Here is a 13,492-nt window from a genome sequence, read left to right on the forward strand (position 1 = left end):
CCCGGCCTCAACGACGACGAGGCCCCGGACCTCCTGGCCTGGGCCGTGGAGCACGACTACGAACTGCGCTTCATCGAGCAGATGCCGCTGGACGCCCAGCACGGCTGGAAGCGCGACGGCATGATCACCGCCGGGGACATCCTGACCTCCCTGCGCACCCGCTTCGAACTGACCGCCGAGGGCGAGGAGAAGCGCGGCTCGGCCCCGGCGGAGCGCTGGCTCGTCGACGGCGGCCCGCACGTGGTCGGTGTCATCGCCTCCGTCACCCGCCCGTTCTGCTCGGCCTGCGACCGCACCCGCCTCACCGCCGACGGCCAGGTCCGTACCTGCCTGTTCGCCCAGGAGGAGACGGACCTGCGCGCCGCCCTGCGCTCGGGCGCCCCCGACGAGGAGATCGCCCGCATCTGGCGCCTGGCGATGTGGGGCAAGAAGGCGGGAGCGGGCCTCGACGACCCGACGTTCGTGCAGCCGGACCGGCCGATGTCGGCGATCGGCGGCTGACGGTCTAGCGGTTCTCTTCCCACTCCTTGAGCAGGACCACGTCCTTCAGGAACCCCCGCACGCCGAGGAACTGCGACAAGTGCTCGCGGTGCTCCTCACAGGCCAGCCACGTCTTGCGCCGCTCCGGCGTGTGGATCTTCGGGTTGTTCCACGCCAGGACCCACACGGCCTCGGCCCGGCAGCCCTTCGCGGAACAGATGGGCGTCTCGTCACTCACAGCTTCGTCTCACAGAAAATGGTTCACAGAAAAAGGCGACGCCGAGCAGCCACGGGGGGAGCTGCCCGGCGTCGGTCCGTCGCTCCGACGGGGGATGCGGAGCGCATACGAAGTATGTCACGCATCACCCCGGGCCCGGCACTGGAACAACATGATTGATCTGAGCTTTTCTTGAGCTTGGCGGGAAGATGACTTCCGTTTGTGATCACCCGTGATCTCCCCCCGGCGCCCCTATCGCTCGGGTGTCTCGCCCCGCGCACCCGGCACCGGCTCGGACACGGCATCTTCCGTGCCGGATTCCGCCGGCCTCTCGCCCGGAGCCGACGGCGAGATCATCGGGCGCACCGGCGGCGCCACGAACGTCGACGGCAGAGACGGCGCGTTCTCGCGCCCGGCGTTCGCGATCACCACGGCGACATACGGCAGCACCAGCCCGAGCACCAACGCCACGATGGCCACGTGCCGTTCGACGTTCCACAACGTGGCCGCGAGGATCACCGAGATCGTGCGGACCGTCATCGAGATCACGTACCGGCGCTGCCGGCCGCGTACATCCTCCTGGAGCCCCGTCCGGGCGCCGGTGATCCGGAAAACCTGGACGTTGCCGCCGCCATGCTGCTTCCGCATCGCATTCCACCATCCGCCCGTATCGGACTCTCCCCGCCCCGTGGCCGTCCTCGGCCGGCCGGGGGACCTGGCCGGGACAGCTCCCACGTTACGCCGCGGCCGCGCCGGTCACGAGACCGGGTGGCGCACCGACCGGACGACCGGCCTGCGCCGGAGCACGTACGGCCCGGGTCGGCATGCGGCGTACGGCACCTGGGCCGACACTGGCCGTAGTGCTCACGTCGAGCCGCACGAGGAGGCAGCGATGGGCTGGTTGTGGGCGATCATCGTAGGACTGGTACTCGGCCTGATCGCCAAGGCGATCATTCCGGGCAAGCAACACGTTCCCCTGTGGCTGACCGTCATCCTGGGCATGATCGGCGCCATCGCCGGCAACGCCATCGCCCGGGCGGCCGGCGTCGACGCCACATCGGGGATCGACTGGTGGCGGCACGTCTTCCAGCTGGTGATGGCGGTCATCCTCGTCGGTCTCGGCGACCGGGCCTGGACAGCGGCCAGGGGAGACAAACGCAGGGCATGACGGAACACACGGCGAAGGGGGCGGCCTCCGGCACCGGAGACCGCCCCCCTTCCTCTGCGCGCTGCACGACGCCCGCCGTATGAAGCCCGCCCTGTACGAAGCCGCTGTACGAAGCCCGCTGTACGTACGCCGCCCTCAGGCGCCGGTGACCTCGACCGCCGCCAGGTTCTTCTTGCCCCGGCGCAGCACCAGCCAGCGACCGTGCAGCAGGTCCTCCTTGGCGGGGACGGCGTCCTCACCGGCGACCTTGACGTTGTTCACGTAGGCGCCGCCCTCCTTGACCGTGCGCCGCGCGGCCGACTTGCTGGCCACCAGGCCGACCTCGGCGAACAGGTCCACGGCCGGGCCGAGCTCGGCGACCTGGACGTGCGGCACCTCCGACAGGGCCGCGGCCAGCGTCCTCTCATCGAGCTCCGCCAGCTCGCCCTGCCCGAAGAGGGCCTTGGACGCGGCGATCACGGCGGCCGTCTGACCGGCGCCGTGCACCAGCGTCGTCAGCTCCTCGGCCAGCGCGCGCTGCGCGGCCCGCGCCTGCGGACGCTCCTCGGTCTGCCGCTCCAGCGCCTCCAGCTCCTCGCGGGAACGGAACGACAGGATGCGCATGTACCGGGAGATGTCCCGGTCGTCCACGTTCAGCCAGAACTGGTAGAACGCGTACGGCGTCGTCATCTCCGGGTCGAGCCAGACGGCGCCGCCCTCGGTCTTGCCGAACTTGGTGCCGTCCGCCTTGGTCATCAGCGGTGTCGCCAGCGCGTGCGCGGTCGCGTCGGGCTCCAGGCGGTGGATCAGGTCCAGGCCCGCCGTGAGGTTGCCCCACTGGTCGCTGCCGCCCTGCTGGAGCGTGCAGCCGTAGCGCCGGTACAGCTGGAGGAAGTCCATGCCCTGGAGCAGCTGGTAGCTGAACTCCGTGTAGCTGATGCCCTCGGAGGACTCCAGGCGCCGGGCCACCGAGTCCTTCGTGAGCATCTTGTTGACGCGGAAGTGCTTGCCGATGTCCCGGAGGAACTCGATCGCGGAGAGGTTCTCCGTCCAGTCGAGGTTGTTGACCATGACGGCCGCGTTCTCGCCCTCGAAGTCCAGGAACGGCTCGATCTGGGCGCGCAGCTTGGCGACCCAGCCGGTGACCGTCTCCGGGTCGTTCAGCGTGCGCTCCGCGGTCGGGCGGGGGTCGCCGATCAGGCCCGTGGCACCGCCGACCAGCGCCAGCGGCCGGTGGCCGGCCTGCTGGAGCCGGCGCACGGTGAGCACCTGCACCAGGTGCCCCACGTGCAGCGACGGCGCCGTCGGGTCGAAGCCGCAATAGAACGTGACGGGACCGTCCGCGAGCGCCTTGCGCAAAGCGTCCTCGTCAGTGGACAGGGCGAACAGCCCGCGCCACTTCAGCTCGTCGACGATGTCCGTCACGGTTCTCGCATCTCCTTGAGTGGGCTCGTAATCAGGTACGAGGTTATACGCCCTGGCTGACAGAGCTCATATTGAAATCCGGCACCCGCAGGGCCGGCATCGCGGCCCTGGTGAACCAGTCGCTCCACTCCCTGGGCAGCGTCTTCTCGGTCCGCCCCGCCTCGGTGGCCCGGCCGAGCACTCCGACCGGCGACTCGTTGAACCGGAAGTTGTTCACCTCGCCGGTCACCTCGCCGTTCTCCACGAGGTAGACACCGTCCCGGGTCAGACCGGTGAGCAGCAGCGACGCCGGGTCGACCTCGCGGATGTACCACAGGCAGGTCAGCAGCAGCCCGCGCCCCGTGTTCGCGACCATCTCCTCCAGGGACCGGTCCTCGCCCCCGTCCAGGACGATGTTGTCGATGCCCGGCGCCACGGGCAGCCCGGTCAGGCCGGCGCTGTGGCGGCTGGTCGTCAGATGCCGCAGCTCACCCTCGCGCATCCACTCCGTGCCCGCGAGGGGCAGCCCGTTGTCGAAGACCGACTGGTCGCCCCCGGAGGAGTGCGCGATCACGAACGGCGCCGACTCCAGGCCCGGCTCGTTCGGATCGCTGCGCAGGGTCAGCGGCAGGTCGGTCAGCTTCTCGCCGACCCGGGTGCCGCCGCCCGGCTTGGAGAACACCGTGCGACCCTCGACCGCGTCGCGGCCCGACGCCGACCACATCTGGTAGATCAGCAGGTCCGCCACGGCCGTCGGCGGCAGCAGCGTCTCGTAGCGCCCCGCGGGCAGCTCCACGCGCCGCTCGGCCCAGCCCAGGCGCACCGCCAGCTCCGCGTCCAGGGCCGCCGGATCGACGTCCTTGAAGTCCCGCGTGGAGCGTCCGGCCCACGCGGACCGGGTCCGGTCGGGGGACTTGGCGTTCAGCTCCAGCGTCCCGTTCGGCTGGTCGTGGCGCAGCCGCAGCCCCGTGGACGTGCCGAGGTACGACGACACCATCTCGTGGTTGGCGAAGCCGTACAGCTCCCGGCCGCCCGCCCGCGCGCGTGCGAAGGCCTCGCCGAGCGCCGGGGCGAAGTCCGCGAACACGGCGGACGAGGTCTCGGCGGGCGCCTCGGTGAACTCCGGCGACCGCTGCACACCCGTGACCAGCGGCTGCGCGTCCTCGGCGGGCCCGGCGCCGCGCGCGGCGGCCTCGGCGGCCCGCACCAGGGGCTCCAGCTCGTCGGGGGTCACGGCGGACCGCGACACGACCCCGGAGGCCGTGCCCTCCTTGCCGTCGACCGTGGCGACCACGGTGAGCGTGCGCCCGCGCGTGACACCGTTCGTGGTCAGCGCGTTGCCCGCCCAGCGCAGGTTCGCGGTGGACTGCTCGTCGGCGATGACGACACAGCCGTCCGCCCGGGACAGTTCGAGGGCGCGCTCGACGACCTCGTGCGGCTTGCTGGAACGCGCGCTCATCGACCGGCCTCCTGGGTCGTGTTGAGGATGTTGACGCCCTTGAAGAGGGCCGACGGGCAGCCGTGGGAGACGGCCGCGACCTGACCCGGCTGGGCCTTGCCGCAGTTGAAGGCACCGCCCAGGACGTAGGTCTGCGGCCCGCCCACCGCGGACATCGAGCCCCAGAAGTCGGTGGTCGTCGCCTGGTAGGCGACATCGCGCAGCTGCCCGGCGAGCCGCCCGTTCTCGATGCGGTAGAAGCGCTGCCCCGTGAACTGGAAGTTGTAGCGCTGCATGTCGATCGACCAGGACCGGTCGCCGACCACGTAGATGCCGCGCTCCACACTCCCGATCAGGTCCTCGGTCGACATCCCCGCCGGGTCCGGCCGCAGCGACACGTTGGCCATGCGCTGCACCGGCACGTGCCCGGGGGAGTCGGCGTAGGCGCAGCCGTTGGACCGCTCGAAACCGGTCAGCTTCGCGATCCGCCGGTCCAGCTGGTAGCCGACGAGCGTGCCGTCCTTGACCAGGTCCCAGGACTGGCCCGCGACGCCCTCGTCGTCGTAGCCGATGGTGGCCAGGCCGTGCTCGGCGGTGCGGTCGCCGGTGACGTTCATCAGCTCGGAGCCGTAGCGCAGCTTGCCCAGCTGGTCGAACGTGGCGAAGGAGGTGCCGGCGTAGGCGGCCTCGTAGCCGAGCGCCCGGTCCAGCTCGGTGGCGTGCCCGATGGACTCGTGGATGGTCAGCCACAGGTTGGACGGGTCGACGACCAGGTCGTACAGGCCCGCCTCGACGCTGGGAGCGCGCATCTTCTCGGCGAGCAGCTCCGGGATCCGCTCCAGCTCGCCCTCCCAGTCCCAGCCGGTGCCCCGCAGGTACTCCCAGCCGCGGCCCACGGGCGGCGCGAGCGTGCGCATCGAGTCGAACTCGCCGCTCGACTCGTCCACCGACACGGCGTTGAACACCGGGTGCAGCCGCACCCGCTGCTGCGTGGTCACCGTCCCGGCGGTGTCCGCGTAGAACTTGTTCTCATGGACGGTGAGCAGCGAGGCGTCGACGTGGTCGACCCCGTCGGCCGCCAGCAGCCGCGCGCTCCACTCCGCGATCAGCCCGGCCTTCTCCTCGTCCGGCACGGAGAAGGGGTCGATCTCGTACGACGAGATCCACGTCTTGTCCGCGTGCACCGGCTCCCCGGCCAGCTCCACGCGCTCGTCCGACCCGGCCGCCTTGATCACCTGGGCGGACAGCTTGGCCATCGCCACCGCTTGGCCGGCGACCCGGGCGGCGGCGTCCAGGGTGAGGTCGACGCCGGAAGCGAAGCCCCACGTACCGCCGTGCACCACCCGCACCGCGTATCCGAGGTCGGTGGTGTCCGACGACCCCGCGGGCTTGGCGTCCCGGAACCGCCAGGAGGCGCCCCGCACCCGCTCGAACCGGAAGTCCGCGTGCTCGGCGCCGAGCGCACGCGCGCGTGCGAGGGCCGCGTCGGCGAGGGGGCGTAGGGGGAGGGCCGTGAAGGCCTCGTCGATGGTATGAGGCACCGCCGTCTCTTTCTGTCGAGGTGACCGTGGTTGCCGTGCGTCGTGACTGCTCCGATCATGTCGCCCATCCCGCGCCCGGGCCATGAGTTTCCGGAGCCGGCCCCGCGGCTTTCTGTAGGGACCCGACAGTGAGTCCCTTACGCCACTGTCGGTGCCCGATTGTCCGCGGGCCTGCCCGGACCGATAGGTTTTCGAGGAAGCCGCCTGTCATCACCGCCTGTCGTCCAGGCGCCGGGGCGGGTATCAGACCGCTATCGAAAGGGTGATCCGTTGAGCCGCTCGGTTCTCGTCACCGGAGGCAACCGGGGCATCGGCCTCGCCATCGCCCGCGCTTTCGCCGATGCAGGCGACAAGGTCGCCATCACGTACCGCTCGGGTGAGCCGCCGGCGGCCCTGACCGAATTGGGCTGCCTGGCCGTCAAGTGCGACATCACCGACACCGAGCAGGTGGAGCAGGCCTACAAGGAGATCGAGGAGGCCCACGGGCCCGTCGAGGTCCTCGTGGCCAACGCCGGCATCACCAAGGACCAGCTCCTGATGCGCATGTCCGAGGAGGACTTCACCTCGGTCATCGACACCAACCTCACCGGCACCTTCCGGGTGGTCAAGCGCGCCAACCGCGGCATGCTGCGCGCCAAGAAGGGCCGCGTGGTGCTCATCTCGTCGGTCGTCGGGCTGTACGGCGGTCCCGGCCAGGCGAACTACGCCGCCTCCAAGGCCGCCCTGGTCGGCTTCGCGCGTTCGCTCGCCCGGGAGCTGGGCTCGCGCAACCTCACCTTCAACGTCGTCGCCCCCGGCTTCGTCGACACCGACATGACCAAGGTGCTCACCGACGAGCAGCGCGAGGGCATCGTGAAGCAGGTGCCGCTCGGCCGGTACGCGCAGCCGGAGGAGGTCGCCGCGGCGGTGCGCTTCCTCGCCTCCGACGACGCCTCGTACATCACTGGAGCCGTCATCCCGGTTGACGGCGGACTGGGAATGGGTCACTGATCACCATGAGCGGAATTCTCGAGGGCAAGCGCGTCCTGATCACCGGTGTGCTGACGGAGTCCTCCATCGCCTTCCACACCGCCAAGCTGGCCCAGGAGCAGGGCGCGGAGATCATCCTCACGGCGTTCCCGCGGCCCACGCTGACCGAGCGCATCGCCAAGAAGCTGCCCAAGCCCACCAAGGTCGTCGAGCTCGACGTGACGAACGACGAGCACCTCGGCCGGCTCGCCGACATCGTCGGCGAGGAGCTCGGCGGCCTCGACGGGGTCGTCCACTCCATCGGTTTCGCGCCGCAGGACGCCCTCGGCGGCAACTTCCTGAACACGCCGTTCGAGTCGGTCGCCACGGCCATGCACGTCTCGGCGTACTCCCTGAAGTCGCTCACCATGGCCTGCCTGCCGCTGATGCAGAACGGCGGCTCCGTCGTCGGTCTGACGTTCGACGCGCAGTTCGCCTGGCCGCAGTACGACTGGATGGGCCCGGCCAAGGCCGCCCTGGAGGCGACCAGCCGCTACATGGCCCGTGACCTGGGCAAGCAGAACATCCGCTGCAACCTGGTCTCGGCCGGTCCGCTCGGCTCCATGGCCGCCAAGTCCATCCCGGGCTTCAGCGAGCTGGCCTCCGTGTGGGACAACCGCTCTCCGCTGGAGTGGGACCTGAAGGACCCCGAGCCGGCCGGCCGCGGCGTCGTCGCCCTGCTGAGCGACTGGTTCCCCAAGACCACGGGCGAGATCATCCACGTCGACGGCGGTCTGCACGCCATCGGAGCCTGATCTCCCGTACGTCTTCGACGCCCCGTTCCCCGCAGCGCGCGGGGAGCGGGGCGTCACCCGTTCGGCTCAGCCGGCCGGGCGGGGGAGGCCTGTAACTGGGCACTCTGGAGTACGCGTTCACCACCTGAGCCCCTCCCCAGCACGGCCGAGGAGGTCCCCTTGTGCGCTTGTACCGCCGAACGGCCTCAGCGTCCCTCGCCGTCGCGCTCGTGCTGACCCTGGCGTACGAGGCTGTGCCCCACGCGCGCGGGTCCGCCGACGAGCACGAGTCCGCCGATCCCTTCGGCGCCGCGTGCCGGATCCGCGTGACCGGCTCCCAGGTGACCGCGTACTGCCACAACCCCTATCCGGAGACCGACCGGGTGAGCCTGCACGTCGAGTGCGCCCGCTGGTGGGACATCGACACCGACAGCTCACCGGTGGAGGCCGGGCCCGCGCAGACCGTGCGGCTGACGGGGCGGTGCTGGAAAGAGGTCGGCGACGTGTGGATCAGTCACCGGCGGGTGAGCTGATCCCGCCCAGGCGGCACAGGAACGGGTAGCGGGCGGCCTCCGCCGCGGCCTCGTCCGCCTCGCCCGCGCGGATCGCTTCGAGCAGCCGGCCGTGATCCATGTGCGTCTCCGGCGTCAGCTTCTCGCCGACGTCCTCGCGCAGCCAGTCCCGCAGCACCTCGCCCAGGTCCGCGTACATGGCCGTCATCACGTCGTTGTGGGAGGCGGACACCACGGCCAGGTGGAAGGTCGCGTCCGCGGCCACGAACGCCTCCTTGTCGCCCGACTCCCAGGCCTCCTCCCGCCGCGACAGCAGCGCGTCCAGCTGCTTGAGGTCCTTCTCCGTGCGCCGTACGGCGGCCAGCCGGGCGGCGGACGACTCCAGCGTGGAGCGAAGCTCGGCGATGTGCCGCGGGTCGGCCTCGGCGAACCGCCGCTGCATCACGCCCGCCAGCTCGCTCGTCGCCACGACGTACGTGCCGGAGCCCTGGCGGATGTCCAGCAGGCCGTTGTGCGACAGGGCGCGGACGGCCTCACGGACCGTGTTGCGGGCGACGCCCAGCTGATCGACCAGTTCCGGCTCGGTCGGGATGCGGGAGCCGACCGGCCACTCGCCCGAGGTGATCTGGGCCCGCAGGGCGGCGATGACCTGCTCGGAGAGCGCCGAACGGCGGGGATGGCTCAGGGGCATGGCTCACCTTCGCACGACCGGGGTGCCGCAGGGCAGCGGGGGAGTGGACAGTCAATCATCCTATGATTCTATGATGGCCTCATGGCGAGTGAGGAAACCCGGACGATGACGCCCCCGACCGCACGCAGCGCGGCCGCGCACGACGCCCGTAAACCGGGCGGCGCCGCCACGCGCGCGTGGACGATGCGGCTGCTCGTCCTCGGCATCGTGCTGTCCGCGCTCAACCTCCGCCCCGCCATCACCAGCCTCGGCGCCCTCCTGGAGGAGGTCCGCGACGGGCTCGGCATGAGCGGCAGCGTCGCCGGGCTGCTCACCTCCGTGCCACCGCTGTGCTTTGCCGTCTTCGGCGTCATGGCACCGCGGCTCGCCCGCCGCTTCGGGGCCGGCGCCGTGGTGTGCGCCGGCATGGCCGCGATCGCCACCGGTCTGCTGATACGGCCGTACGCGGGCGGCACGGGCGGCTTCCTGGCCGGCAGCGCCCTCGCCCTGATGGGCATCGCCGTCAGCAACGTCCTGATGCCGGTCATCGTCAAGCACTGGTTCCCCGACCGTGTGGGTTCCATGACCGGCCTGTACTCGATGGCCCTCGCCCTCGGCACGGCCCTCGCGGCCGCGGTGACGGTCCCCCTGACCGACACCCTCGGCGGCAGCTGGCAGACGGGCCTGGCCCTGTGGGCGGGGCTCGCCGTGGCGGCCGTCCTGCCGTGGCTGCCCTTCGTCCGCGGGCGCGCCACACCGCCCGGGGCGGAGGAGGAGGCCGCCGGGGCGACGCGGACGCGGGGCCCGGCGTCTCCTTCCGCTTCCGCGGAGCACGCGCGCGTGGAGGCCCCCAGGCTGCCCGCTTCCGCGGAGCACGCGGGCGTGGAGGCCCCCAGGCTGCGTATGGTGCGCAGCCGCACCGCCTGGGCCCTGGCCGTCTTCTTCGGTCTCCAGGCCACCGCCGCCTACATCACCATGGGCTGGATGGCGCAGATCTTCCGGGACGCCGGTGTCCCCGCCGGAACCGCGGGGCTGCTCCTCGCGGTCACCATGGTGATGGGCGTGCCCCTGGCCTTCGTCATACCCCGCCTGGCCACCCGGCTGCCCCACCAGGGCCCGATCGTGATCGCCCTGGGCGTCTGCGGCCTCGCCGGCTACGCCGGGCTCTACCTCGCGCCCGCCGCCGGCGCCTGGGCCTGGGCCGTGCTGCTCGGCGTCGCCAACTGTGCCTTCCCGCTCGCCCTGACCATGGTCGGCATGCGGGCCAGGACCGGCCCGGGCGTGGCCCGGCTGTCGGCGTTCGCGCAGAGCACCGGCTACCTGATCTCCATCCCCGGACCACTGCTGGTGGGCGTCCTCTACCAGCACAGCGGCGGCTGGGGCCTCCCGATCGCGCTGATGAGCGCCCTGATGGTCCCGCAGATGGTCGTCGGCTTCCTGGCCGGACGCGACCGCACGGTGGAGGACGAGGCGGCCCGCTGAGCAACCCCCGGGCCGGGAGCCACCCCCGGGAGCCGGGCGGCCGTGGGGGGTGGGACACTTGGCCCATGCCAGTGCTCGACCCGAATCCCCAGCACGGTCAGAAGAAGATGCTGCTCGTCTTCGGCGCCTTCTTCGCGATCTTCATCGTCATCGCCGTGATCGCGACCATCGCCTCGCCATGACCGGCGCCCACGCGGCCCATGGTGGGGCTGGCCCCCCTGTCCCCTAGGGGGTGAGGGTCAGGGTCAAGTGGGTGGATCACCGGATGGGGCGGCAGCCGCGGATTCCGTAGCTTCGAGTGTGTGACCGCGAGACGGTCAGCGACCACCCGAAGAGCGGAGGCACCATGTCGGCCCCTACGCACACCCGGCCCCACCCGGCGACCCGGGCCGGTGCCGCTGGCCGGCTGCCCTGGTGGGCTCTCGCCCTGCCCGTGCTCGCCTTCACCGCGCTGCTCGCCCTGATCCTGAACCCGTCCGACGCCCACGCGGCCACCGGCGAACCGGTGATCACCCACCTCTTCGAGCGCATGCACCAGCTGATCGCCCGCTGATCAGGCCGAAGCCGGTGGTCAACTCCCTGCGCCCCGTGGCGTGTTTCGTGCGAAGCTGGATCTCATGAGCGTCGCAGAACCCCGCAGGATTGTCCTCTTCCGCCATGCGAAAGCCGACTGGCCACAGGTCACGGACCATGAGCGTCCGCTCGCCGACCGGGGCCGCATGGACGCGGCGGAGGCCGGGCGCAGGCTGACCGACACCGGTATCGCCTTCGACCTGGCCCTGTGCTCCACCGCGGTCCGGACCCGGGAGACCTGGAAGCTCGCCGTCCAGGAGTTCCCGCAGCGGCCGAAAACCGTCTACGAGGAGCGGATCTACGAGGCCTCGCCCGGCGAGCTGATCGCCCTGCTCAACGAGACGCCCGACGACGCGCAGAACGTCCTCATGATCGGGCACAACCCCGGAATCCAGGGCCTCGCCGACGTCCTGGCGGGCTCCGGCGAGGACGACGCCCGGGAGCGGATGACCCGTCGCGGCTTCCCGGCCGCCGCCTTCGCCGTGCTGTCGTTCGGCGGCACGTGGAAGAGCCTGGAGCCGGGCGTGGCCGCGCTGCGGGACTACTGGGCGCCCGCCGAGTGACGATCCCCGCCTGACAGGGGCCCGGCGCCGGTGCGGCGCCGGGCCCCTTCTGGTCGGTCAGCCGATGCCTGGTCGGTCAGTCGATGCCGATGCCGATGCCGTGGCGGTCAGCCGATGTCGAGGATGTCCGCCGCCTCGACCTCTTCACGCGTGACGCCCAGCAGATACAGGACCGTGTCCAGGAAGGGGAAGTTCACCGCGGCGTGCGCGGCCTCCCGCACCACCGGCTTGGCGTTGAAGGCGACACCGAGACCGGCCGCGTTCAGCATGTCCAGATCGTTGGCCCCGTCACCGATCGCCACCGTCTGCGACAGCGGCACACCCGCCTCCGCGGCGAACCGGCGCAGCAGCCGCGCCTTGCCCGCGCGGTCGACGATCTCGCCCGTCACTCGGCCCGTGAGCTTCCCGTCGGCGATCTCCAGGGTGTTGGCGTGGGCGAAGTCCAGCCCGAGCCGCTCCTTCAGATCGTCCGTGACCTGGGTGAATCCGCCCGAGACGACACCGACTTGATAGCCCAGCCGCTTCAGTGTGCGGATCAGGGTGCGGGCCCCCGGCGTCAGCCGCACCTCGCTGCGCACCTTGTCCACGACCGAGGCGTCCAGGCCCTCCAGCAGCGCCACGCGCGCGTGCAGGGACTGCTCGAAGTCCAGCTCCCCGCGCATCGCGGCCGCCGTCACCTCGGCGACCTTGTCCTCGCAGCCGGCGTGGGCGGCGAACAGTTCGATGACCTCGTCCTGGATCAGCGTCGAGTCCACGTCCATGACGACCAGACGCTGTGCGCGCCGGTACAGACCGGCGGCGACGACCGCCACGTCGATGCCGAGCCTCGCCGCGTCCGTCACCAGGGCGGTGCGCAGCGGTTCGGTCTCCACGCCGGAGACGGCGAACTCGACGGCGGTCACGGGGTACTTGGCGAGCCGGAAAATACGGTCGATGTTGCCGCCGGTCTTCGTGATCCGCGCGGCGATCGCGGCCGTGGCCTCGGCGGTGAGCGGGTGCCCGAGCACGGTGACCAGGGAACGGCCCAGCCCGCGCGGGCGGTTGTCGCCCCGGCCGGAGATGATCTCCGCCTGCATCTTCATCGACTCGGCCCAGCTGTGGACGGTCGACCGCAGATCTCCCTCCAGCCCGGGGGGCGGCTCCGTCACGAGCGCGCACAGCACCATCCGGCCGCGGGTGACGACCTGCTCGATGTCGACGACGTCGACGGAGTACGCGGCGAGGGTGTCGAAGAGACCGGCGGTGATGCCCGGCCTGTCCTTGCCGAAGATCTTCACAAGGAGGGTGGGGACGTCGGCAGGGACGTCGGAAGACGAGGTCTGCGAAGCGCTCATGGTGGTTCCACCGTATCCGGCGGGCAGGGCATACCGCCCCCGAGGTCCGTCTGGCGGACAGCGAACACTGCATGTCGCGTGCGCGGCGTGAACCTTACGTGCCGGTACGGGCAGGGCGTCCGGCACCCGCGCCGGTCACCTCCCGCCGCGTGGCTGCCGCGGCGGCGGCGGAGGCGGGGGAGGAGGCGGCGGCGGCCCGTTCCCGTTCCTCGGCCCGGGCGCCTGCCGGGGGCCACGCGGGGGCGGCCCGACCGGCCGTACGACGGTGGGGGCGCCGTAGACGTCGCCGGGGGCGGGGGGCCCGTCGTCCGCCGGTGCGTCGTCCTCGGCGTCGGATGGAGGGTCCAACCCGGGAGGCCCTGCGTCCTGCGGCTCTTCCGGCTCTCGCA

The 13,492-nt window shown here is 71.4% G+C and carries 15 protein-coding genes and 1 pseudogene; 9 read left to right on the plus strand and 7 right to left on the minus strand.

Going from position 1 to position 13,492, the window contains the following annotated elements:
• Window positions 1-501 (plus strand): annotated as a pseudogene (locus AB0E85_RS35175) (GTP 3',8-cyclase MoaA); the annotation flags it as partial.
• Window positions 502-505: 4 nt separating this feature from the next.
• Here the strand turns inward: AB0E85_RS35175 and AB0E85_RS35180 are convergent.
• Together AB0E85_RS35180 and AB0E85_RS35185 are read right to left on the minus strand one after the other, a co-directional pair.
• Window positions 506-718, minus strand: coding sequence for a hypothetical protein (locus AB0E85_RS35180; RefSeq protein ID WP_358954190.1), 213 nt, complete (start codon window positions 716-718; stop codon window positions 506-508).
• A 231-nt stretch (window positions 719-949) separates the two neighbouring features.
• Window positions 950-1,345, minus strand: a complete 396-nt coding sequence (locus AB0E85_RS35185) for a DUF3099 domain-containing protein (protein ID WP_361936161.1) — start codon at window positions 1,343-1,345, stop codon at window positions 950-952.
• A 244-nt stretch (window positions 1,346-1,589) separates the two neighbouring features.
• Between AB0E85_RS35185 and AB0E85_RS35190 the strand changes: the two genes are divergently transcribed.
• Entirely contained in the window at window positions 1,590-1,865 is a 276-nt protein-coding gene (locus tag AB0E85_RS35190) for a GlsB/YeaQ/YmgE family stress response membrane protein (protein ID WP_175431745.1), read from the plus strand.
• 135 nt (window positions 1,866-2,000) lie between these two features.
• Here AB0E85_RS35190 and tyrS read toward each other — a convergent pair whose 3' ends face one another.
• The 3 genes from tyrS to AB0E85_RS35205 are packed head-to-tail and all read right to left on the minus strand — an operon-like array spanning window position 2,001 to window position 6,227.
• Complete coding sequence (tyrS, locus tag AB0E85_RS35195; protein WP_361936166.1) at window positions 2,001-3,269, minus strand: tyrosine--tRNA ligase; 1,269 nt, start codon at window positions 3,267-3,269, stop codon at window positions 2,001-2,003.
• Between the two features lie 43 nt (window positions 3,270-3,312).
• Entirely contained in the window at window positions 3,313-4,707 is a 1,395-nt protein-coding gene (locus tag AB0E85_RS35200) for a metallopeptidase TldD-related protein (protein ID WP_361936168.1), read from the minus strand.
• Entirely contained in the window at window positions 4,704-6,227 is a 1,524-nt protein-coding gene (locus tag AB0E85_RS35205) for a TldD/PmbA family protein (protein ID WP_361936171.1), read from the minus strand. The genes AB0E85_RS35200 and AB0E85_RS35205 overlap by 4 nt, the downstream gene beginning before the upstream one ends.
• Window positions 6,228-6,497: 270 nt before the next feature.
• On the opposite strand from AB0E85_RS35205, the gene fabG reads away from it, so the two are divergent.
• The 3 genes from fabG to AB0E85_RS35220 all read left to right on the plus strand — a co-directional run bounded on the left by fabG (window position 6,498) and on the right by AB0E85_RS35220 (window position 8,502).
• Window positions 6,498-7,217 carry a 3-oxoacyl-[acyl-carrier-protein] reductase gene (fabG, locus tag AB0E85_RS35210; RefSeq protein WP_361936174.1) on the plus strand — a complete coding sequence of 240 codons (720 nt, stop codon included), beginning with the start codon at window positions 6,498-6,500 and terminating at the stop codon, window positions 7,215-7,217.
• 5 nt (window positions 7,218-7,222) lie between these two features.
• Window positions 7,223-7,990 carry an enoyl-ACP reductase FabI gene (fabI, locus tag AB0E85_RS35215; protein WP_361936176.1) on the plus strand — a complete coding sequence of 256 codons (768 nt, stop codon included), beginning with the start codon at window positions 7,223-7,225 and terminating at the stop codon, window positions 7,988-7,990.
• 161 nt (window positions 7,991-8,151) lie between these two features.
• Entirely contained in the window at window positions 8,152-8,502 is a 351-nt protein-coding gene (locus tag AB0E85_RS35220; protein WP_361936179.1) for a hypothetical protein, read from the plus strand.
• Here the strand turns inward: AB0E85_RS35220 and AB0E85_RS35225 are convergent.
• Window positions 8,480-9,172: a FadR/GntR family transcriptional regulator gene (locus tag AB0E85_RS35225; protein WP_361936181.1), complete on the minus strand. Its 693-nt coding sequence runs from the start codon at window positions 9,170-9,172 to the stop codon at window positions 8,480-8,482. The genes AB0E85_RS35220 and AB0E85_RS35225 overlap by 23 nt on opposite strands.
• A gap of 81 nt (window positions 9,173-9,253) precedes the next feature.
• Between AB0E85_RS35225 and AB0E85_RS35230 the strand changes: the two genes are divergently transcribed.
• The 4 genes from AB0E85_RS35230 to AB0E85_RS35245 all read left to right on the plus strand — a co-directional run bounded on the left by AB0E85_RS35230 (window position 9,254) and on the right by AB0E85_RS35245 (window position 11,769).
• Complete coding sequence (locus AB0E85_RS35230) at window positions 9,254-10,633, plus strand: CynX/NimT family MFS transporter (RefSeq protein ID WP_361936184.1); 1,380 nt, start codon at window positions 9,254-9,256, stop codon at window positions 10,631-10,633.
• Between the two features lie 65 nt (window positions 10,634-10,698).
• Window positions 10,699-10,815: an SGM_5486 family transporter-associated protein gene (locus AB0E85_RS35235; RefSeq protein ID WP_097215821.1), complete on the plus strand. Its 117-nt coding sequence runs from the start codon at window positions 10,699-10,701 to the stop codon at window positions 10,813-10,815.
• Between the two features lie 164 nt (window positions 10,816-10,979).
• Window positions 10,980-11,186 (plus strand): hypothetical protein, encoded by a 207-nt coding sequence (locus AB0E85_RS35240; protein ID WP_361936187.1) that lies wholly within the window; start codon window positions 10,980-10,982, stop codon window positions 11,184-11,186.
• A 64-nt stretch (window positions 11,187-11,250) separates the two neighbouring features.
• Window positions 11,251-11,769, plus strand: coding sequence for a histidine phosphatase family protein (locus AB0E85_RS35245; protein WP_361936189.1), 519 nt, complete (start codon window positions 11,251-11,253; stop codon window positions 11,767-11,769).
• A 107-nt stretch (window positions 11,770-11,876) separates the two neighbouring features.
• On the opposite strand, the gene serB is transcribed toward AB0E85_RS35245, so the two are convergent.
• Window positions 11,877-13,103: a phosphoserine phosphatase SerB gene (serB, locus tag AB0E85_RS35250; protein ID WP_361936192.1), complete on the minus strand. Its 1,227-nt coding sequence runs from the start codon at window positions 13,101-13,103 to the stop codon at window positions 11,877-11,879.
• Window positions 13,104-13,492: the final 389 nt, after the last annotated feature.

It is taken from the genome of Streptomyces sp. NPDC029044, from assembly GCF_040637495.1.
In the GTDB taxonomy this organism is placed as follows: Bacteria; Actinomycetota; Actinomycetes; order Streptomycetales; family Streptomycetaceae; genus Streptomyces.

Coding starts and splice junctions, on each gene's coding strand:
- AB0E85_RS35185 (WP_361936161.1), bottom strand. CDS start 1,345: ATGCGGAAGCAGCATGGCGGCGGCAACGTCCAGGTTTTCCGGATCACC.
- AB0E85_RS35190 (WP_175431745.1), top strand. CDS start 1,590: ATGGGCTGGTTGTGGGCGATCATCGTAGGACTGGTACTCGGCCTGATC.
- AB0E85_RS35200 (WP_361936168.1), bottom strand. CDS start 4,707: ATGAGCGCGCGTTCCAGCAAGCCGCACGAGGTCGTCGAGCGCGCCCTC.
- fabI (WP_361936176.1), top strand. CDS start 7,223: ATGAGCGGAATTCTCGAGGGCAAGCGCGTCCTGATCACCGGTGTGCTG.
- AB0E85_RS35225 (WP_361936181.1), bottom strand. CDS start 9,172: ATGCCCCTGAGCCATCCCCGCCGTTCGGCGCTCTCCGAGCAGGTCATC.
- AB0E85_RS35230 (WP_361936184.1), top strand. CDS start 9,254: ATGGCGAGTGAGGAAACCCGGACGATGACGCCCCCGACCGCACGCAGC.
- AB0E85_RS35235 (WP_097215821.1), top strand. CDS start 10,699: ATGCCAGTGCTCGACCCGAATCCCCAGCACGGTCAGAAGAAGATGCTG.
- AB0E85_RS35240 (WP_361936187.1), top strand. CDS start 10,980: ATGTCGGCCCCTACGCACACCCGGCCCCACCCGGCGACCCGGGCCGGT.
- AB0E85_RS35245 (WP_361936189.1), top strand. CDS start 11,251: ATGAGCGTCGCAGAACCCCGCAGGATTGTCCTCTTCCGCCATGCGAAA.
- serB (WP_361936192.1), bottom strand. CDS start 13,103: ATGAGCGCTTCGCAGACCTCGTCTTCCGACGTCCCTGCCGACGTCCCC.